At 51.1% G+C, this 18,860-nt stretch carries 30 protein-coding genes; 8 read left to right on the plus strand and 22 right to left on the minus strand.

The features are described 5' to 3' along the window. Positions 1-13 precede the first annotated feature (13 nt). The 22 genes from ACHHZ7_RS01160 to ACHHZ7_RS01265 all read right to left on the minus strand — a co-directional run bounded on the left by ACHHZ7_RS01160 (position 14) and on the right by ACHHZ7_RS01265 (position 14,435). Positions 14-838 (minus strand): hypothetical protein, encoded by an 825-nt coding sequence (locus ACHHZ7_RS01160; RefSeq protein ID WP_016152534.1) that lies wholly within the window; start codon positions 836-838, stop codon positions 14-16. After that, entirely contained in the window at positions 835-2,256 is a 1,422-nt protein-coding gene (locus tag ACHHZ7_RS01165) for an anti-CBASS protein Acb1 family protein (protein ID WP_395148477.1), read from the minus strand. The genes ACHHZ7_RS01160 and ACHHZ7_RS01165 overlap by 4 nt, the downstream gene beginning before the upstream one ends. Positions 2,257-2,267: 11 nt before the next feature. After that, entirely contained in the window at positions 2,268-3,599 is a 1,332-nt protein-coding gene (locus ACHHZ7_RS01170; protein ID WP_234116733.1) for a terminase large subunit domain-containing protein, read from the minus strand. Position 3,600: 1 nt separating this feature from the next. Continuing rightward, on the minus strand, positions 3,601-4,341 hold the full coding sequence (locus ACHHZ7_RS01175) for a hypothetical protein (RefSeq protein WP_192464056.1): 741 nt from the start codon (positions 4,339-4,341) through the stop codon (positions 3,601-3,603). Positions 4,342-4,403: 62 nt separating this feature from the next. Next, entirely contained in the window at positions 4,404-4,922 is a 519-nt protein-coding gene (locus ACHHZ7_RS01180; protein WP_192464055.1) for a Rha family transcriptional regulator, read from the minus strand. Between the two features lie 183 nt (positions 4,923-5,105). Next, complete coding sequence (locus ACHHZ7_RS01185) at positions 5,106-5,570, minus strand: lysis protein (protein ID WP_192464054.1); 465 nt, start codon at positions 5,568-5,570, stop codon at positions 5,106-5,108. Beyond that, positions 5,567-6,043: a glycoside hydrolase family 104 protein gene (locus ACHHZ7_RS01190; protein WP_192464053.1), complete on the minus strand. Its 477-nt coding sequence runs from the start codon at positions 6,041-6,043 to the stop codon at positions 5,567-5,569. Before ACHHZ7_RS01190 ends, ACHHZ7_RS01185 begins: the two co-directional genes overlap by 4 nt. Further along, positions 6,027-6,371 (minus strand): phage holin, lambda family, encoded by a 345-nt coding sequence (locus ACHHZ7_RS01195; protein ID WP_185654536.1) that lies wholly within the window; start codon positions 6,369-6,371, stop codon positions 6,027-6,029. The genes ACHHZ7_RS01190 and ACHHZ7_RS01195 overlap by 17 nt, the downstream gene beginning before the upstream one ends. Before the next feature lie 517 nt (positions 6,372-6,888). After that, positions 6,889-7,653 (minus strand): antitermination protein, encoded by a 765-nt coding sequence (locus tag ACHHZ7_RS01200; RefSeq protein WP_395148481.1) that lies wholly within the window; start codon positions 7,651-7,653, stop codon positions 6,889-6,891. Continuing rightward, entirely contained in the window at positions 7,650-7,769 is a 120-nt protein-coding gene (locus ACHHZ7_RS01205) for a hypothetical protein (RefSeq protein WP_354689314.1), read from the minus strand. Before ACHHZ7_RS01205 ends, ACHHZ7_RS01200 begins: the two co-directional genes overlap by 4 nt. Beyond that, entirely contained in the window at positions 7,766-8,227 is a 462-nt protein-coding gene (locus ACHHZ7_RS01210) for a hypothetical protein (RefSeq protein ID WP_395148483.1), read from the minus strand. Before ACHHZ7_RS01210 ends, ACHHZ7_RS01205 begins: the two co-directional genes overlap by 4 nt. 9 nt (positions 8,228-8,236) lie before the next feature. Further along, positions 8,237-8,692 (minus strand): YbcN family protein, encoded by a 456-nt coding sequence (locus tag ACHHZ7_RS01215; RefSeq protein WP_395148485.1) that lies wholly within the window; start codon positions 8,690-8,692, stop codon positions 8,237-8,239. Between the two features lie 416 nt (positions 8,693-9,108). After that, on the minus strand, positions 9,109-10,056 hold the full coding sequence (locus tag ACHHZ7_RS01220; RefSeq protein ID WP_395148487.1) for a DUF551 domain-containing protein: 948 nt from the start codon (positions 10,054-10,056) through the stop codon (positions 9,109-9,111). Beyond that, positions 10,053-10,289 carry a hypothetical protein gene (locus tag ACHHZ7_RS01225; protein WP_395148489.1) on the minus strand — a complete coding sequence of 79 codons (237 nt, stop codon included), beginning with the start codon at positions 10,287-10,289 and terminating at the stop codon, positions 10,053-10,055. Before ACHHZ7_RS01225 ends, ACHHZ7_RS01220 begins: the two co-directional genes overlap by 4 nt. 1 nt (position 10,290) lies before the next feature. Continuing rightward, the gene (locus ACHHZ7_RS01230; RefSeq protein WP_060682535.1) at positions 10,291-10,725 is read right to left on the minus strand and encodes a hypothetical protein; all 435 of its coding nucleotides are present in this window, start codon (positions 10,723-10,725) and stop codon (positions 10,291-10,293) included. Positions 10,726-10,848: 123 nt separating this feature from the next. Continuing rightward, positions 10,849-11,154 carry a hypothetical protein gene (locus tag ACHHZ7_RS01235; RefSeq protein WP_395148491.1) on the minus strand — a complete coding sequence of 102 codons (306 nt, stop codon included), beginning with the start codon at positions 11,152-11,154 and terminating at the stop codon, positions 10,849-10,851. Next, positions 11,151-11,429 carry a hypothetical protein gene (locus ACHHZ7_RS01240; RefSeq protein ID WP_071701417.1) on the minus strand — a complete coding sequence of 93 codons (279 nt, stop codon included), beginning with the start codon at positions 11,427-11,429 and terminating at the stop codon, positions 11,151-11,153. Before ACHHZ7_RS01240 ends, ACHHZ7_RS01235 begins: the two co-directional genes overlap by 4 nt. A 5-nt stretch (positions 11,430-11,434) precedes the next feature. Beyond that, entirely contained in the window at positions 11,435-12,802 is a 1,368-nt protein-coding gene (locus ACHHZ7_RS01245; protein WP_395148493.1) for a replicative DNA helicase, read from the minus strand. Beyond that, the gene (locus tag ACHHZ7_RS01250) at positions 12,799-13,611 is read right to left on the minus strand and encodes a replication protein (protein WP_395148495.1); all 813 of its coding nucleotides are present in this window, start codon (positions 13,609-13,611) and stop codon (positions 12,799-12,801) included. Before ACHHZ7_RS01250 ends, ACHHZ7_RS01245 begins: the two co-directional genes overlap by 4 nt. Then, positions 13,598-13,762 (minus strand): hypothetical protein, encoded by a 165-nt coding sequence (locus ACHHZ7_RS01255; RefSeq protein ID WP_181627122.1) that lies wholly within the window; start codon positions 13,760-13,762, stop codon positions 13,598-13,600. Before ACHHZ7_RS01255 ends, ACHHZ7_RS01250 begins: the two co-directional genes overlap by 14 nt. A gap of 23 nt (positions 13,763-13,785) precedes the next feature. After that, positions 13,786-14,085 carry a CII family transcriptional regulator gene (locus ACHHZ7_RS01260; RefSeq protein WP_395148497.1) on the minus strand — a complete coding sequence of 100 codons (300 nt, stop codon included), beginning with the start codon at positions 14,083-14,085 and terminating at the stop codon, positions 13,786-13,788. Between the two features lie 134 nt (positions 14,086-14,219). After that, a complete protein-coding gene (locus ACHHZ7_RS01265) occupies positions 14,220-14,435 on the minus strand; it encodes a helix-turn-helix transcriptional regulator (protein WP_213314357.1) in 216 nt (71 codons plus the stop codon). A gap of 104 nt (positions 14,436-14,539) precedes the next feature. Between ACHHZ7_RS01265 and ACHHZ7_RS01270 the strand changes: the two genes are divergently transcribed. From ACHHZ7_RS01270 to ACHHZ7_RS01305, 8 genes are all read left to right on the plus strand, one after another. Next, a complete protein-coding gene (locus tag ACHHZ7_RS01270) occupies positions 14,540-15,172 on the plus strand; it encodes a LexA family transcriptional regulator (RefSeq protein WP_213314358.1) in 633 nt (210 codons plus the stop codon). 281 nt (positions 15,173-15,453) lie between these two features. After that, on the plus strand, positions 15,454-15,795 hold the full coding sequence (locus ACHHZ7_RS01275) for a hypothetical protein (protein WP_395148501.1): 342 nt from the start codon (positions 15,454-15,456) through the stop codon (positions 15,793-15,795). 133 nt (positions 15,796-15,928) lie between these two features. Beyond that, positions 15,929-16,204 (plus strand): hypothetical protein, encoded by a 276-nt coding sequence (locus tag ACHHZ7_RS01280; RefSeq protein WP_126327801.1) that lies wholly within the window; start codon positions 15,929-15,931, stop codon positions 16,202-16,204. Between the two features lie 36 nt (positions 16,205-16,240). After that, positions 16,241-16,759, plus strand: a complete 519-nt coding sequence (locus ACHHZ7_RS01285) for an AP2/ERF family transcription factor (protein WP_126327800.1) — start codon at positions 16,241-16,243, stop codon at positions 16,757-16,759. A gap of 146 nt (positions 16,760-16,905) precedes the next feature. After that, positions 16,906-17,415 (plus strand): hypothetical protein, encoded by a 510-nt coding sequence (locus tag ACHHZ7_RS01290; RefSeq protein WP_284882969.1) that lies wholly within the window; start codon positions 16,906-16,908, stop codon positions 17,413-17,415. Beyond that, positions 17,412-17,570: a hypothetical protein gene (locus ACHHZ7_RS01295; protein WP_032652782.1), complete on the plus strand. Its 159-nt coding sequence runs from the start codon at positions 17,412-17,414 to the stop codon at positions 17,568-17,570. Before ACHHZ7_RS01290 ends, ACHHZ7_RS01295 begins: the two co-directional genes overlap by 4 nt. Then, positions 17,567-17,776 (plus strand): cell division protein FtsZ, encoded by a 210-nt coding sequence (locus ACHHZ7_RS01300; protein ID WP_395148505.1) that lies wholly within the window; start codon positions 17,567-17,569, stop codon positions 17,774-17,776. The genes ACHHZ7_RS01295 and ACHHZ7_RS01300 overlap by 4 nt, the downstream gene beginning before the upstream one ends. A gap of 71 nt (positions 17,777-17,847) precedes the next feature. After that, positions 17,848-18,852 (plus strand): hypothetical protein, encoded by a 1,005-nt coding sequence (locus ACHHZ7_RS01305; RefSeq protein WP_395148507.1) that lies wholly within the window; start codon positions 17,848-17,850, stop codon positions 18,850-18,852. Positions 18,853-18,860 lie beyond the last annotated feature (8 nt).

Below are 18,860 nucleotides of genomic sequence, written 5' to 3' on the forward strand. Positions count from 1 at the left end.
AATGCTCCTATGCTTATTTCATAGACGCCATGAACTTCTGCCCCTTCTGGGTCAGCATGTGTTCAGGAATACTCCGGAGGTTGTAGAGATAGGTTACGTAACACCGGCAAAAAACCTCTTCACCGGGCTGCGTAATTTCATCGAGATAACCGGAAGGCCCCACCTTCACGTAACCGTTTTTTTGTGCCCAGTTACCGCGGATGAGATAGACCACCTTATCGCGCTCTTTGTGATCTTCCCGGTAGTCATAACCTGCCTGCCGCCAGTGACTATGCCACTCTGCAGCTATGGCGTTATTACTGGCAGCTATGATGTTGTCGATATTTGCAATGAGTTTATGGTTCTGATCAATCATCACCCGACGCGCTTCAAAATCAATTTGCAAGGCGCTTTTCTGAATGTGATCACAGTTGTAATTAACCCCGCTTTTGGAGGATGGAGATAGTCCACCTCCAACGTAATCCTGCACAGGGATGCTGGTAGCCCACCCGCTAAATCTCTGGACTGTTTTGTTTATCGCGCCTGTACGATTTAACTTAATTAAGTCGGCGCTAGCCAAGATTCGTCTATCAAGCTCGCTTCTTAACTTCGGCTCCATGTAATTCAGAGTAAATCGAGACAAGCCTGGATGCCGATCCAGCGCCTTAGCCCTGTTTATCTGCATTTCATAGGTTGATCGAAGCTTATCTGACACCCTTGATATGTAGTCATCATGGGTTTCGCTTTCCGCCGCCTGGCGAATAATTCCCTGCCATCGCTCCAGCTCCTCTCTCGAGGTATAGCCATTGCGCAAGAAGAATTTAACCGCCTCCCTTACTGTTCTGGAAAATTTGCTCATAGCATCATCCCGCCGCCAGGCTCTTCAGCTTTCGGCGGCTCAGGCGGTGGGTTTTCCTTCAGAGAGTCGTAATCGAGGTTAAGCCGCTGAGGGAATAGGTTCTCGTTGGCATTGGCGTTTTCACACGCCCACTCGATAAGCGTCGCCCGGTTTTCAGGGTCCGCCGTGAGTTGCGGCAGCACCACTTCCAGCATACTGACGATCGCCTTAAAGCGCGTTTCGTCGACCTTCACCTTCTCGCTTTCCGGCTCTTTCAGGGAGGACGGCCAGCGATATTCAAAGTTATTAATCCACGTCGAGAAATAGAGGCTGTAGGTGTTTTTCAGCTCCGGGAAGTCAGCACGCAGCGACTGGAAGAATTCAATGCTCCAGGCGCGGTACTGGCACACGCGGATGAAGAACGCATAAAGCGGGTCCAGCCACTCGCGGATGTTGTCGATGTACACCGCTACAGCGCGTGCATCTTCAGTGCCTTCACCGAAGCCCTGGGCGAACGTCTCGGAGTTGAGGATGATTGCCGGCATGTCAGCGGCGGCGGCCACGTTCTCGAGAATGTGCTTACGCGCAGAGTCGAGAGGCTTTTCCAGGTTGCTCAGGTCGATTGACTCAATTCCATCTTGCGGGCCAATCTGCAGAACTTCTCCTGTTTTCCCTCGCTTCAACATCATGCGCTTCATTCCGCCAAGCGCCTGCATGACTTTGTTAACGACCGCGCCAGCACCCGCGATTTTCGTCACCAGCAGGCCGCCTTTCACCGCAACCATATCGTCTGTGCGCATGGTCTGGATGAAAGACTTCAGCGGGTAGAGCGCGCGCTGGTACACGCTGCGCCCCGTGAAGCCGAACGCCGCCGGGTTGTATGCGAGGTAAATCGGGTCCTCGTTCTGCACGACGACACAGCGAGATTTGTGATACGGCTTGCCCGCCACCCGGATTCCGTCGACTTTCTGGAAGTCCTGGGCGTTCGGATCCTGATTCAGCACGATGCTGCCCGCTGTGTTCAGCGGGTCAAGGATGTTAAAGCTGACGTTGTGCTTGTACAGCGTGCGGTAGTCCAGCGATTCATTCGGCTCCTGGTTATCCACCAGCATTGCGATCGCCGATACGCCGTAAATTCGGGCGATGCGCGCGGCGTTGGCGATGTGCTGGTTAGCACCCATCGCTTTCCACTCGCGCTCGAACGCGTCGCGCAGGCGCTGCTCAAACCCATACGACTGGGCAACATGCACGGTGCGCGGCTCATTCATCGCCATTTTAATCGGGCGATCCACCATCTTGCCGCCCAACGGGTGGTAGAGGTAAACCGTTTTGCAGGTCTGATAGCCAGCCGTAGAGCCGGGCTGGATGTCGTCACTGTCCAGCAATGCCATCAACTCTGAGTGAGAGCAGCTGCCGATTTCGAAATCGTCTTCGTTCATTGGTTCTCTCGTCAGATTGCGTCGCCGCTGCCGAAGGCGATGATCAGCCCGTAGGTGTAATCATCGAGCAGGTCATCGGCGCGCTTATGCGCTTTCTTGTCGGCAAGGTGGAATCGGGATACCTGCTTGTGCAGATGGTTTGCTGTTTCGCCCTTGAAGACGGCTGTCTTCTCGTAAGCGTGTCTGGATATTTTCGCCAGGCCGCGGTAGTGGTAACCGGAGGCCATAATGGCGCGCTCGTCCTTGCCTTTGCTGGTCAGGGCGGACTCAATTTTGTTGACCGGCCATCCCAGGCTTTCACCTTTCTGCAGGAGGATGCTGCCCATGCTGGCGTCCTCGATGAACACGCCCAGACTGCCGTTGATGGCAACACACTGGCCGGAAAGCTCGTTGAGGCGGTCAAATACCGACGGCATCCACGTCTCCAGCAGCGCGCCGTCAATCTGCACCACATCCCAGTCGAGAATGGTGAGGCGCTGAATGCCGGGCCGGGTGTCGACGGCGTAATACACCACAGCCGTACCGTCATGTTCTGAACCACCCTTGACGGCGGTATCCATGACAGCAAAGACGGCCTGGCACATTTCAGGGTAATCGACAGGCTGATCCTGATTCTCACCCTCGAACCATTTGCGGACGTCGAACAGCGAAGCGGCAGACCAGTCGACGAACTCGGCCAGAAACTCCTGGCGGAACACGCGCGGGTCGTTGTTGGCCCTCTCCTTCTCCAGTTCTTCCGGCGGAACGAACGGGTTGGAGGATGTCGGCGCGTGATGCTCGATGAATCCGAGATTCTTGTCGTGGCAGATGGCATAGAAGAAGTTCTCTTCGTCCACCCCGTCCGGCGTTGAAAAGACGTAGGCGCGGCCTTTCGTCGTCAGCAACGTTGGCTTAATCGACTTCGGCCAGATCTCCCTCAGCATCTCTGGCGACTTGGTAAATGCCGCCTCGTCTATCAGGATGATTTCGTACTCACGGCCACGGCCAGCCAGTTTGTTGTCGTTGGTGACCCAGAAGTCGATCTTCCCGCCGTTCTTCAACAGCAGGCGCTTCTCCTGGCGGCTGAAGCTCTTCTTCAGCGGCAGCAGGATTTCTTCGAGCTTGTCGTAGATCTCCTGATACTGGCGATACTCAGCGGTGAAGATACCGACGCGGCCGCCGAGTTCAATGTCCATGCCCGGGCGCTTAAACGGCGCAGTGGCATAGGTCACGGCGGCGCTGGACAGCATGAATGTCTTACCCCAGCGTCGGCCACACCGGACAGCATGCAGCTGACCTTCCCAGGAATCGGACCAGACCTTTAACTGCCCGTCATGCAGCGTCGGGAGGCAAATGTCGGCCATATCATCTTCCAGGTATCGGCAGGGTATTGTGTACGACGATCGCGTTGTCGCTGTCGCCGTCCTTCATGATGTCGATTTCCATTTCCACTTTCTCAGTGGCGCGTTCGCGGTAGGCAGCATCGACCCGTAGTTTCTCTATCGAGCCTTTGGTGTACTCCAGCGACTCGATGCGCTGCGTGTTCCGGTGCATAGCCTTTTCAGCAGAGGAAATCAGCGAGTGGAGGTCCTTCGCTTTGTCATCATCGGCCAGCTCCAGCTCAGCCTGCCAGCGACCAATGTTCTCCGCCGCCGTCAGGTTCGCCGCGCGCAGCCAGAACAGCTCATCGTCGAGCGTGAGCAACTTTGCGTCTTCGGTGATTGCGTCAGAGAGCAGCATCCTGCGACCGTAGCCGCCGTGCTTAAGGGCATTCTGGTTGCCAGGCCGGAAGGCGTTTGTCGGCGGTGCGGTGCGTGACCCGCGTATCGGTTTCGCGTCTCGGGAATTTTTGGTGCTGCCTGTTTCACGGTCGGATTTTTTCACCTTCCCGGATTTATTGGCCTCGCTCTTTCCCTTTTGCGAATTCGCATTTTTTTTCGCAGCTTCTTTCTGCGATTTCGCACCATACGACGTTACTTTGATGTAGCGTTTCGCAGATGCGTAATTCAGTCCCTGAGCCTGGCACCAGTCTTTAGGGGAAATACCTGTTTTGGCATGCTCGGCGAGGAACTGGTCTTGCAGTGCTCCCCAGTCCGGTTTTGCCATAATACTTACCTCACGTTGACATTATCGAAGCCCCTCAGTAAAGGGCTCCTGTAATGCCGCGATCAGCCAATAAGTAATTCCGGCTGCGTTACCTGCATGATGTGCTCATGCTCGAGCTCCAGGACGCGCTTCTCTTTCTTCCGCTCGTTCATCAACCGGCTTCCGATCGTGCCTTTCAGCTTTGAGCGCGTTTCTTTGATGGCGTAGCGGTGCTGCATTTCTTCACCCATGGCCATGCGCCGGTTTAACTGCTCGGCCATCCAGTTAAAGGCATTGATGTAACACTCCTTTACTGCGGCAGCTGTTTTGCCCGTGAATCCCATCACGAGCATCATGCATCCGTCGCGGGTGATGTTATACATAGGCTGAACATCGCCATTTTTATCAATGAAATCAATGGGCGCAAAATTGCGCTGGGTGAAGTCATCGGAGCATTTCAGGTTACGAATGGCACGCAAAACGTCTTTGTGTCGTTTACCAAAATAGTTAGCCACTTTTAACGATGTGGTGATTATCTTGTTGTCGAGTGTCGTAACCATTTCGCGGAAGTCGAAGGCAGGAATAACTGACGGATTATTCATAGCGTCTTTACCTTTTAGAAAGTGAGCCTGTCTCACAGAAAAGCCGCCCGAGAGAGGTCGCCACCTATAACGGCTGTTCTCAGGCTCGCTTACTGAAAGGCTCTCGTTGATGTGCGCGTGAGATGCGCGGGCATAAAAAAGCCCGACCGAAGTCAGGCTCTGTTTGTTTATTGGGGTGACGAATCACTTCAGGCACTGCTCGCGCACATATTCCTGCAGGCCGGTCAGTTGCTTTGTGACGGTGGCGATTCGCTCTCTGAGGGTGAAATAATCCCGTCGAGCGGCTCCAGTAAGTTCGGGCTCGGCAAGAGCATCCATGCCGGAGGCGGTGGCGGCTTGATGCACTCCAGTGCAGGTTGCGGCGACACGCAGCCGTTTAGCGCCAGAATCGACATCCCGACGCAGATCGCTAATGGTGTTTTGCGCATCAGCTAGCTCCTTCGTGTATTTGGCATCCAGCGCAGCGACATCTCGCTGGCGTACCTGCATATCTTTGATGGTGGCGTTAGCCAGGCTGAGATTCTTGGTGGCTTTGTCACGCTGGTCTTTGTAGGTGATGGCGTTATCGCGGTAGTGATTAGCCGCCCAGCCAAGCGACACGATGACGCAGACGACAACGGCAATGATGATTGCAGTTACTCGACTCATGACTTTGGCTCGTTTACCGTACCGCCAGCCTCTTTGAATTTGGCGATGAGGCTATCAGCCTTATGCTCAAACTGACCGTAACCAGCGCCGGGGAGTGATGCCCAGATATTGCTGCAGCGATCGATAGCCTGACGGATGTCGCCAGAGTCGATTAACTCCAGCGCGCGGCGTTCTTTAATCTGCTGCAATGCCACTGCGTCCTGGCTTTTGGGGGAGAAATCTTTCAGACCAAGCTGCTTGCGGTAGGCATCCCACCAACGAGACAGCAACTGATATCGACCGGCTGCCGTAGATTTAAGTTTCGGATTCAGTGTTACTAACTTGCGCGGGTGATCTGAATAATCAGTGAACAGCGAGCCACCGACAATCACATCGTATCCGTGGTTTTTTGTTGGCTGCTCTGGCTTATCCGTACCTTCTGACCAGGCAAGCATATCGAGGAACGCTTTTCGCTGGTTATTGCTTATCTGCATTGCCACCTCCGAAACGATTTCCAACATATCCAGACAGGAAGGTGCTGAGCTTCTTCACACCGACGAACCCGATAAATCCACCGATGCCAACAGTGAGTGCTTTCGGCACATCGAAGTAATCGAGAGCGGAATATGTGGTTAGCGCCAGTGCGCCACACATTAATCCTTCAAAGAACGTTTCTTTCCAGCTGCTGCCAGAATAAGCCATTCGCAGGACAGCCATCACGATAGCCATAATGACGCCACCGATAGGAACGTCACCGCGCCACCAGGACGCCAGAATTTCGCTGATGTCTGCCCATCCATGTGGAGTGTTAGGCATCTTCATAGTCTCTCTCCTCGCAAGTGAAGCGGGAGCTGTGTGTTTGTAGAGAAGCGCCTCACCCATTGCGTTCAAGGAGTAAGTGGTTAGCTGTATGGATGGGCGCGAATAAAAAAGCCCACGCGAAGTGGGCAAGATGAGGGTGGTGCGTTGAGCTTTCGCTCTTATGGTCCTGGTAGGTATTTGGCGTGTGGTGACGGGTGCTGTTTTTTCCCGCATGTAAATGAACTACCCGTCGTCGCCATGGTGAGCCTTTACCTCACCATCTAGCTGATAAGTTAGCGCATCAGCCTGCGCATTCACCACAACGATAATTGCACTGCGCCTGTTTCGGTTAGCGTAACGGGATTAACCGGTCACCCCAATGCAATTACCTGTTGTGCAGATACAAAAAAACCCCGAGCTATCAACTCAGGGCCATCGAATGAATGCACTACTCCATCATTGAGTTTAGATTAAACAGAAATCGCCACTTTGTAAAGTGTAATTTTCTAGATAAGTCCTATTTCATAGAAAATATTCACTACCGTGTGACTTTGTTCAACATCTGGTTTGCGTACTCTTCCTGCTTGATGCACTCGCCTACCAGACTTTCAAAGAAATCCTTGTAAGACCTGCGCCACGTGGTTTCAGGTATATCCATCACCGTTACGCAGATGTATTTACGGACGCTATCAGGTAGCAATCTGGCATAACCACGCCCATTGCAGCGTGAACAGGTTTTATATGCAGGAACGCCACTTTGTAGAATAGTTTTCTCTTTATCTAATACTGTTCCTTTGCCATTGCACTGGCATGCGTTGGTCAGAACTCCCTTCCCTTTGCATTTGTGGCAAAGCACCTTAACCGTCTCTCTTTTTTCGCTAAGGTGCGGGCGTCCTATGTGTTTCATTGTCATCACTTCAGCTTCGACAAACTTATTTCCATGGCAGCAGTCGCACGTTCTGGTGCTGGCGGCGCTCCGGGAGTAATCAGCAAAGGCGAAAGTTGCAAGAACTTTCATTACCTTTGGCTTAACATCACTCTCAAGCTTGCGTAAGGCGGCAACCTTATCGCAGTGCTCAATTGCATATTTGGTCAGCAGATCAATCGCTCGCTCACGATCGTAATCGCTGATATCCATCTTGCCGAGGAATGCACTGAACCCGAGAGCGGCTCGGCTCTGTGTCATTCCTATCGCCGCCATGATGTCAGTGCCGGTTAATGAGTCAGATGCTGTTGCGCGTGGAGCATCGCTAATCATCGTTGACTTCGCGAAGTGGTATTTCACTGTGTTTTCAAGATTCACGCTGCGGCCCTCTCCGGCTGTTTGGTTTTGGTCTGCTGACTGTGCTTTGCTACTGGCGGCTGTTTGGCGCGCATGACGCTTTCGGCCTGGTATCGGGCTATCTGGTCACGGGTCATGCTGCCTCCCCCATACGCAAAGTGATGTTCTGCTGATACCAGTCAGGCGCTGTGAACTCGATACGCCCTAACACGCCAGTAATTCGCAATTGCTTGAGTCGCACTAACTCCTGCTTGTAGTGCTGATACAGTTCTTCCTTCTGCCATGGCTTAATCTTCATCGGATGCAGCGCGGCGCGGGATACCTGCTCGATGGTCATCACGCCATATTCGTATTCGGCGTGACGGGCAAACTGGATCGGCTCTTCACCCAATCGACGATGACAACCTACGCAGTGGGCCAGCGCGTTAAACGGGTGCCAGCGAGTAGCTGTGTGGCGGCGTCCGTTAATGTGTGAACAATGCAGCGATGCACGGTTGCTGCTGAAATCACGACCACAACTTTCACAGCACCAGTTAGCGCGTTCGCGAACCAGCTCAGAAAAAATGGTGTCGTATTTGTCTCTTTTGAGTGCCATATGCTTTCCTTACTGGTCTTGTTGTTCGCGGAGTTGCTGGAATTCGCAGTTACTTGGGATAGTCAGCGCCAGACCAAACTGAGCGCACCACGCCTCGACTTTGCACAGAAAGATGTGCATCTCTCCGGTATCGAGTTGAGACGTGTGGCGAGGTTCCCAGGTGGTTTCTTTGGCACCGGTGATGAAATCGGTGTAGGTGACTTCCTCGCAGCCGAGGTAAGTCTTTTTGAGGTTGCGCTTGACCCATTCAGGGGTTGCGTCTGTGCGTCCGGATTTAACCAGGTATTCGCTGATTTCTCCCAGCCACAAATGAAGAAGTGAGTTCTGCGACAGGCTACGCTTCTCTCTCCATGGCTTTAACTGGAGGCGATAGCATTGTCCGTCATTGAGATATGGTTGCAGGTGCTGACCGATGGCGGCGAAGTTGCCAGCATGCAGCTTGATACCCTGCTCTGGGATATTCATACGCCACCTCCGAGAGGTAACGCAGAATGCAGAAAACCCTCAGCATTAGATAACACTGACGGCATAAGATAGGTCGTACTCTTTGTGTTTCGCATCTAATTTCCCAATCAGATGCAGAGGTCACAGCCGGGTGCTCAATCCGACTGCGACATAATTATAACACTAATTTTGAGAGTGGGTAATGTTGCTTGACGTTGCAGAAGATTGGAATTCAGTTATGCGATTAACCAAAGCATTCATCTCATTACTCATCAATTTACGCAGTATCCTATCCCTACGAAATACGCATAGCCTAGGCATGTTTTGCCGCTTTTCTCGAACTGGAAGTGATGATGAGAGCCAGTAACGATTCATCAGCGCACGACCTTGTTCCATGTCAGACCCAGTTAACTCCTGAATGGTGCTAAATTTAGCCATCAATTATCCCCTTCTGACAGTTTTTGCATAGCTCCGGCGTAACGCTGCATTCCATGTTCAAGCGCGGACTTCACATCTTGCTGCGGTGCTGCTGGCAGTTCCATCCAGTGAGTTACGCGCCCGCCATTATCACTTTCAACCCACCACCGCTCACCATTCCATGAGCAGTTCCACTGATAGTGGCTTTTACCAAGGTAATTCTGTTCTTCGACATAGCACCAATAACGACCTTCAGCTTCCGGCATCCGCTCGCTTACCGGAATCCATGCACCCGGAGCTACTGGAGACTTGCCATCCTGAACGGTAGGCATATCCGGACCTTTGCGAATCGCCCTAGCAAGCTCGATTGGGTCGTCGTACAACCAGTCACCTGTTTGCGGATGATTAGCCTCTGCCAATTGTGCAGCCCACTCCAGTCCGTCTTTGTGTCCTTGCAGATAGTCCAGCGGTAACTCATCACTATTACTTGCAGGTTCTGCCTGAAGCATGGCGGCGCTGCGGTTTACTACCTCGATTAACGCCTCTTCGGCATTACCCAGGCAATCAGCGATGCCACGGCGATCGCCGTCGAAGTCATTCAGGTCGAGGCGTATACGAGCCACTTTCTGCAATGCGTCCAGCACATCATCCGGCACTACCGGCGACGGGGGTGTGGCGTAGAGAGGGGCGATATTTCTTTCAAGGTCGGTTATTACGCTCCAGACTGGAATGGATTCAACCCCACGCTTAGCCATATCGCGATAACTGTCCGCGTAGGCCAGCACGGGGTTTCGTTGTGGATCAGCATCAAACGCAGAAATCGAACCATCAATCACCTTCACAGCATCAGCCATTGCGTAGCCGAGATTACCGCCGTCGCTTTGTGCTGCTGCTTTGCTGAGTATTTCGCGTATCTGGTGCAGGCGATCGAGTGATACAGGACCGTGCGCAGGGTGGTTAGTTGTCATGGGTTAGTCCTCACGGTTCTAAACAATACTGATTGCTGAAAGCCGGTAAGAAACCATAGCCCATCGACTCGCTGGCTCATCTCGTACCAGTCTTCCGGGTTAAGGTCGGACACGAGGTTGTCACCACAAATACAAATATCAGGTCCGCGTTTCCCGGAATCATAAATATCACCTGGTGAGAACCACTCAGGATTATTGGAATGAACACACTCCATTTTGATTACGTCAGCCATCTCACTCCCCCTTCACGCCAATGCCAGCGGCGCGGATGCATTCTTGTAGGTATTTGACGTGGTTTAGCCAGTAACCTCCGGCATCATTCCAGCCGTTACAGTATTGAGTCGCACTTGCACATGGATTTCCTGAGAAGTCATACGGCAAATACTGCGGAACCGGTCTTCCCCACGCATCCAGCGAGTTAGGGATAACCGCATCCTTCGATGTATCAACATGGCATGACGTTGACTTAATTTTTTCCAGAAGATTTTTGCATTCGTTTAACTCACTCACTTCAGACGCCAGCTCCCTGCACTTGCTCTCGGCGTTAGCGAGTTGTACTGAAAGGTCTGTGAGTTTTTGTTCAAGATTGTGAATAGTCGCGTCTGCTGCACGGAACTCGCGACGTGACTCTTCAAGTTGACGCTCTAATTCTTCGTATGTCGGTTTCATAATCCTACCCTCATAAAAAAGACCCGCATTTGCGAGCCTGTTAATCGATGTTTTTGCGTATTGCATAAAAAAGGCCGACTATCACGGCCACGCTTGCAGATAGCTCTGCTATGTAGGCTTCAGTCATGCTCGCTTAACTCCGAATGTCTTAACCAGTGCCGACTCCGTGCGACCTACACAGGCGCGGATACGGGCTATCTCTGTCTCTGGAAACATGCTGGATGCCATCTGCTCCAGTGCGCCTTTAAGTGGCTTGCTATCAACCTTTTCGATACGTGCCAGAGCAAATGCCTTGAGTGACTGCTTGATGCTTCGACCGTCTACGCGGGCACAGGCGCGGCATAGTTCTGCGTGGAGGATGGTTTCAGGGAATTCCGGGTATTGAGTTTCGATAATCTGGCGAGTGTTAAGCGTTTCTTTATTGGTCATTTCCAGCACCTTTCATCGTTGCGCCCTTCCCATCGAAGCCATACGCAATCGTAAATAAACGGGATGAACGCTTCGAAAAAATCACTCCACTGTGATTTTCGAAACCCGGTCACTTCATCAACCATGCGCTCAAGTGGATGCTGGCGCTCGGCTGGTCTTTTTACTCCTGAAAGTCGCTCGAACTGTTCAATCAACTCCTCTTCCTCAAGGCAGCGATCGAGAACGGTTACAAACCTAGGGTTATTGATAAACTCAAGAATGATTTGTGATGGTATTTTGTTCACACATCTGCTCCTTTGGCATAACGCTTTCCAGTTGAAGGCTTGCTGGTTGAAATCATGCGGGCTTCATCCTGATCACATGGCATGAAGTGACCGTTAACGAATCGCTGATACACAGTGCCAAGAGAGCCAAAACGGTTTTTGGTAACGATGATTTCCGCAAACTTCGCCGCGGGGCTATGCTCGTCGTATACCGCTTCCCGATAGAGCATGATGATGCAGTCTGCGTCCTGCTCTACACTTCCAGAGTCGCGCAAATCTGCGTTAACCGGGCGCTTGTTAGGCCGTTTCTCAACTTCGCGGGATAACTGGCTGAGAGAAATAACTGGCGTCTTCAGGTCTTTAGCCATCGCCTTCAGGCTGCCGGAGATGTGCGCTATAGCCAGGTCATTTCGCTCTGCTTTTGGCTTCTCGATAAGGCCAAGGTAGTCAACCATGATGAGTGATAGCGCCGGTTTCTCCTGCTTGTGTCGTTCGGCGATGCTGCGGATTTCTTCGACTGTAAGTTTGGATGCGTCAACCATCCAGACATCCAGGTCTTTCAGGTGACATATTGCGTTGTAGACCCTTGCCCACCCTTCGTCGTCCATGTTTGCCGGGTTGCGCAGAACGCTGACAGACATGTTTTCGCGTCCGGCAATGCTTCGCTCGGCGATCTGCAGGTTGCTCATCTCCATGCTGAAAATAAGCACCCCGCGCAAGGTGTCAGTTCCCGGCAACGGTCTACTCGCTACACCTTCGGCAATCTTCAGCGATATTTCCGTTTTACCCATACCAGGACGGGCAGCGATAATCACCAAATCCTCGGCGTTCATTCCGCCGGTAATCGCATCCAGTTCGTCGATACCGGTTTTCATGGTGTCTGACTCTTCACCGTTTTTAAGCCTGTTCTCCAGCGTTTCGGCATAGTCATTCAGGACTTCACCTAAACGAACGGGCTTAACCTCGCCTTTTGGCTTCCTGATGGTGCTCAGGCGACGCATTAACTCGTCCATTGCTGATGCTGCGCCGTCCAGCGTTCCGTTGCTCACATCGCCGCGTAGCTCGTCTATGGCATGCAGGAACAATCGGCGCTGATGTTGGTCTGCCAGCATATCTGCGTAACCAGTCAGGTTTGCAGCGCTAGGGCATGCTCTGGCAGTCATCATCACATCGGTAGCATGCTGATCACCGCATTCCTCAGCGACCATCAGAGCGTCAATCAGTTTGCGATTTCTTGCCTGTTTGCGGATCACCTCAAAGGCTTTCCGGTAGAGTGGGGTGGTGAACGCTTCAGCATCAATCCGGGAGAGAACGTCAGTTGCCGCCGGGGTAAGTCCGCCGAGAAGTAATCCGCCAATCACACTGGCCTCGATATCCTGTCTCATAGTGTTCCCTCACGAATAGCCACCAGAACTTTCGGACGTAGCAGGTAATCAAAATTTGCCACCCAGTCGCGATCGTTATCACCGAAATGGAATGGTCTTGCAGCTGCCATGAACGCTTTCACGTAGGCGCGGAATCCGTCGATGTTCTTGGTAGCGAGAGAGTTAACCAGTTTACGTATTTTGCGCTGGCGTTCTTCGTTGGCCTCGACAGCGTGAGGCAGTCGATCGCCGACAATCTCGTTGTAGGTGGAGAGATACTCGTCGTAATCGAACTTCACTGGTTTTCGCTTTTCAGGTTTAACCAGTTCGCGGTCATCGCCAGATGACTGTGTGTTTTCTTTTCTTTCTTTCTTTTGAATAGTTTCTTTTGTGTTTAGCTGAGTTGACTTATACCCATTAGCTAAGTTGGCTAATGTTTTATTAGCTGTTTTGGCTAATGATTCGCTAACTTGGCTAATCTCAAAATTCCACTCAGAAATCACCTTGTTTACGCCAATTGACTGACCGTTTGTCACGATGATGTTCATGGCGATCATCTCGTTCTTGGCCTTGCAAACATGCGTGTGGTGAATACCGGTCATCATCGCTATTTGAGTATTGGTAATGCGGTCGAACTTTTTACCGAACCCGTAAGTTTTGCGAATCACCGCCAGAACAACCTTCAGCTGGCGAGCCGTTAAATCGGCAGCCATAACCGCTTCCAGCAGCTCGTTAGCGATGCGGGTATACCCATCATCGAGATCTGCCACCTGACGCTCCACGGCCTCCAGTGATGGCCTGTAGTCTGCTAATTGCTTAACGACGCCCATGCTTCACCCCTGCCTTAGCCATTGCGATACGAATAACGCCAACAAGACGCTCTGCGAACGCCTTATTTTTAGAAGCAGCAACGACCAAACCATCTGGTGAATCAGGGTGTCGAATCTCTTCTTTTTCCTGGTACTTTTTGCGTTTAGCCATTAAAATGACTCCTGTAAATTGCTTTAAAAATCCATCGTGATTTGGTCTGATCGCTCGGTTGCCGCCGGGCGATTTTTCTTTGTGAGCACCGCAGCTACTTCTCTTGCCAACCGCGCCATATCGTCATCAACGACACCCCATTCCAGAACTGACAGCAGCATTGCCATCTTCGGAAGCCACGTTTCTTTCCAGCGGGTTATCTGCGCTTTATCAACGCCGATCTCTTTAGCTACGTTGTTGCCACCTTTCATGGCGATTTGGTTAAGCAACCAGGACAAAATGCGCTGGGCATTGGCCTTGTTGCGATTAATTGAGTTTTCCATATGTGATAATTCCTTTGGTGTGAAATAGTTAATTGATAAATGTTTGTTCTTTTTATCGTGCACCATTGACAGTCATCCATGACCACGCCGGGCACCCGACCATATACCGGGCCGTTCGGTAATATTTCTGACGATTAAGCTGCTTTGGTGGATTTTTTCCCGTTCAGCAGCCATGAAGGTTCGCAACCCAGCGCATTTGCTAACTCAACTAAGTAACGAGGGCGCTTGGTTTCACCAGCTTCGATAAGCTGTATTGTTTGTTGCTTTACACCAGCCTTTTCAGCGAGTTGAGCCTGAGTCATATCAAGTTCGATTCGCTTCTTTTTGAGGCGGTCTTTGATTGTTTGCATTATTGTTCCTCCAACAAACTTTCTTGTATTTAAAAACAATTTAACTTGTTTGTCAAATACAGGTTTTCTTGTAAGCATCGGAGGGTTAAACGATGAGGTGATTTATGAGTATCGCGAGCCGCGTAAAGGCTAAAAGAGAACAGCTTGGATTGACCCAATCCGAGCTAGCAGATAAGGTCGGAACCTCCCAGCAGGCTATCGAGCAACTTGAAGGCGGCAGAACTAAGCGCCCACGTTACCTGCCTGAGCTGGCATCCGTTTTTGAGGTATCTTCTGAATGGCTTCTTCACGGGACAGGGCATTCCAATGTAACATTCGCAGGAAAGAATGAGCCTAAGGGGAAATATCCATTGATTAGCTGGGTAAGCGCTGGAGCATGGGCTGAGGCTTGCGAGCCTTACGATCTTAGTCAGATTAACGAATGGATAGAGAGCGACACTCACCTCCTTGGTGATGGCTTCTGGCTGCGCGTAGAAGGCGACTCTATGACGTCTCCAGTTGGACAGAGCATTCCTGATGGCCATCTTGTTCTTGTCGATACAGGACGAGAGGCAAAAAACGGCAGCCTTGTTATAGCTAAGCTCATGGATGCCAATGAGGCCACATTCAAGAAACTGGTGATTGATGGCGGCAAGCAATACCTTAAGGGACTCAACCCTGCCTGGCCCCTCATCCCGATAGATGGCAACTGCAAAATCATTGGTGTGGTTGTAGAAGGTCGAATTAAATACATCTAACCGCCCGCAAAGCCCCCCACCTTTTGACAAAATAAATATCGTTATAAAACAACGGTATTTGTTTTTCATGCCGAAAATTACAATATTTCTTGTTTACAGATTACAAACTATCTTGTAATTTTAACCCATCGAAACAACACAGCGTTTCGGTCAGTCGAACGGCGCGACAGTAAACCATGCGTCGGACCATAGGCGGGCTCAGGAGGAGCGGCAATTATGGCAAAGCGATTTACCAGCAGCTCTTTGCGAGGGGCTGACGGTAAACAAACAGAGGGGTGTGTATGGCAGATAAAAAAACGGCGCCACTACTGCTTAACGTAGACGCCAGTGAGGTTCTTACTCAGTTTGGGGAGCTTTTGAAATTAGTCGAACTTCCAGCCAGTTCCTTTGAGGGAATTCCTGAGCATGTCGTCGAGCTGTTTTTTGACCGTGTCCGTGGCCTGATTGACAACATCGTCCTTAGTGATTTCTCGACCACAGTCAGCACAACTGACGACGGTGAAATTTGTCTCAAAGTCAAAATCATCGGGCTGGTTGAACATCTCACTTCCACAGTCAGGGCACACGGTCCGCATGGTTTGCATGAATATATCCTTTCTACTGTTGGGGAGATTAAAGAGTAAGCGATTTCTTGCTGTTGGGGAATAGCGGGAAAGCGCGCGCCGGGCGCGGCTAAAAATCCCGGCACTCATTCAAGCTGAGGCTGCCTGATGGCGGACTTTTTATTAGCTCACGATACAAACAGAGGGTAAGGCGATGGAAACAAGTAGCGGACAAGAGATTTTAAAGGGCTTCAATGTTCGGGATATCTCTGCTGATTATGACGAGCCAAGGTTTGATGTTTTGTTTGTCCACGATGATGGCAAATGCCGGTATTCAAACGATGTTTTTGGTTCTGAGCAAGAAGCCATCAGTTACGCAGAAACATGTAATGCCAACACAGCAGACGATGAGTGCTGGGACTACTACCAGCACTCTTCAACCAGCAACGACTGGAAGCTGATTCAACATATTGAAGCTAAAGCCGCATAACCTGAATCATCATTTGTAATTGCAGAGGGTAATGGCATGGGAGGGGCTAACCAACTTCCTAATCGTGAGCAACTAAATGAAATCCTTAATTATGACCCAACTTCAGGCAAGTTTACATGGAAGGTAAGTAGGGGAAAGGTTAGATCTGGACAGCCAGCCGGAAGTGTTAACTCTCAGGGTTATATTCTAATAAAAATCAACGGAAAAAACCTCAGAGCACACCGAATCGCTTTCTTCTTGGTTTATGGAGAACAGCCCCGAGTTGTTGATCATATTGATGGAGATATTTTGAACAACCGCATAGCCAACCTAAGAGCGGCATCACTGAAGGAGAATCAACAAAACAGGAAAAGTAAACGAGGTAGCAGCTCAAAGTTCATTGGTGTTAGGTGGAAAAAACAGTGCTCAAAGTGGAATGCAGAAATAACCATAAGAGGTAGAAAGAAGCACATCGGTTACTTCGATTCAGAAGAGGAGGCAGCAAAAGCATATGACAGAGAAGCTCTTCTACTAAACAAAAACTTCGCACGATTGAATTTCCCAATGAGCCGCTAACAAGCGGCTTTTTTCATACCTCAGCGGCTTCTAAGAGGACGCTTAGTTATGAATGGCGGCTATCCACCGCTTAATTTCTTGCAGCGATGAAAATTGCATGCAGAGGTCTTAACGTTCAGCGGCGCGGCTTAAGCGCGGAGATGATTATGACTCTTATCGAATTGACCAAAAAGAAAATGGCAATTGAAGCCGAACTGGCTCAGTTGAAGGCGAAGTTTGCTGATGATACCTCACGCATCGGCAGGGAGTTGATTGCCGTGTCTGAGGGTATAAACCTGGCCAATAAAGGTCTAACGGTTGATATGGTTCGGCATGGCATGACGATCATTAACTTCGGAGACCCGAAACAAAGCGCGGAGCGACGCGGGTGTGTTGAAGACGCGATTAACGACATTGCGTCGGGGTTCACCCGTCTGAGCGAGCGTTATTTTGGCACAAAAAACTACGCCCAATGGAGCGATCAGCGTGAAGACCATCGCTATGGATATGGCCCTAAACACGGCTCTATCTGCTTCAAGATTGGCTTAACTGGCACCGCACTTAATAAGCTGGCAAGCGGCGGGTTGAGTGATTACGACGCTGAATGCGCTATCTACTGCCTGATGAACATTGACGCCATCAATGCGGCAAACGCCAAAGCCCGGGAGGCATCATGACAGTCACCCACAACGGCAAGCAGTACACCGCCAAAAAGCTCAACGATAACGAGTGGCAACTGACGTCGGTATCGGCACCGCGCGACAAGCTGACGCTGAACCGCCAACAGATGAATATCGCTGGCCTCCTGAAACAGGTTGAGGTGAAGGCATGATCAACCACTACGGCACCACCCCGCTCATTCGCCAGTGCGTCACGCCCGGGATGATGGCAATGCATGAAGGCCGTACCTATCGCGTCTCAGCGGTAATTCAGGAGCGAAAATGGGTGTACCTGCACACAGATGCAGAAATTATCCGGCTTACTGACTGCGTGATTGACGTCCTTCTCGACGGACGCGGCAATCCTATTCAGCACTAATTCCAACCCATTCCCCCTACTCGTCCGGCTATCGCAGACGGGAAGCGCACAACCAAATTTCAGGAGAGACCATGAGTGAAGTAACGGATTTAGTCGTTATCGAAAAATCGAGCGCAATGGCTGTATTCACCAATAACGAGCAGCTCGATCCCATCATTGAAAAAATCGAGAAAGAAGCTCGCAGCCTGGTACCGGACGTATCCACCAAGAAAGGTCGTGATGCTATCGCGTCAATGGCCCACAAGGTTGCACGTTCCAAAACGTACATCGACAACGCCGGAAAAGACCTTGTAGCAGAACTGAAAGCTCTTCCGAAGCAGATTGATGAGAGCCGCCGCATTGCTCGTGAACGTCTGGACGCGCTGAAAGATGAAGTGCGCCGGCCGCTAACCGAGTGGGAAGCCGAGCAGGAACGTATTGCAGCAGAAAAAGCTGCTGAAGAAGAGCGTCTACGTATTGAGGCTGAAGAAAAGGCAGCAGCCGAAGCTCTGAAAAAGCAACGTGAATCAGATCATGAAATGGCCCTGCTGATGAACGACGCTTTCGACCGTGAAGTGGCAGAGAAGAAAGCGGAAGCAGAGCGCCAGCGCATTGCTCATGAAGAAGAGTTAAAGCGTCAGGCAGCAGAACAGGCAAAGCGCGAAGCCGAAGAGAAAGCAGCTGCTGAACTGGCGGCAGCGAAGAAGCGTGAAGAGGATGCGATTGCAGCAAGAGCACAGGCTGAATTACTGGCTAAGCAAGAACGGGAACGCGCTGAATATGCGGCTGCAGCAGCAGTTGCGCGTGCAGAACGTGAAAAGCAGGAAGCTATCGAAGCAGAGAAGCGTAAAGCACAAGAAGAAGCAGATCGCATTAAGCGTGAAGCTGAAGCGAAAGAAGCAGCGCGACTGGCTGAAGAGAAACGCATCGCTGATGAGAAGGCAAGGCGTGAAGCAGATGTTAAGCACCGCAAGGCTGTTGGTACTGAAATCGTTAACGCACTCACCGCTAATACCAGCATCTCACGCGAACAGGCTATCGAAGTCCTTAAAGCGCTGATGGATGGCCTAGTGCCGAGAACACAAATTAACTACTGAGGTGACCC

This window comes from Citrobacter freundii complex sp. 2024EL-00216 (assembly GCF_043945515.1).
Lineage (GTDB): Bacteria > Pseudomonadota > Gammaproteobacteria > Enterobacterales > Enterobacteriaceae > Citrobacter > Citrobacter portucalensis.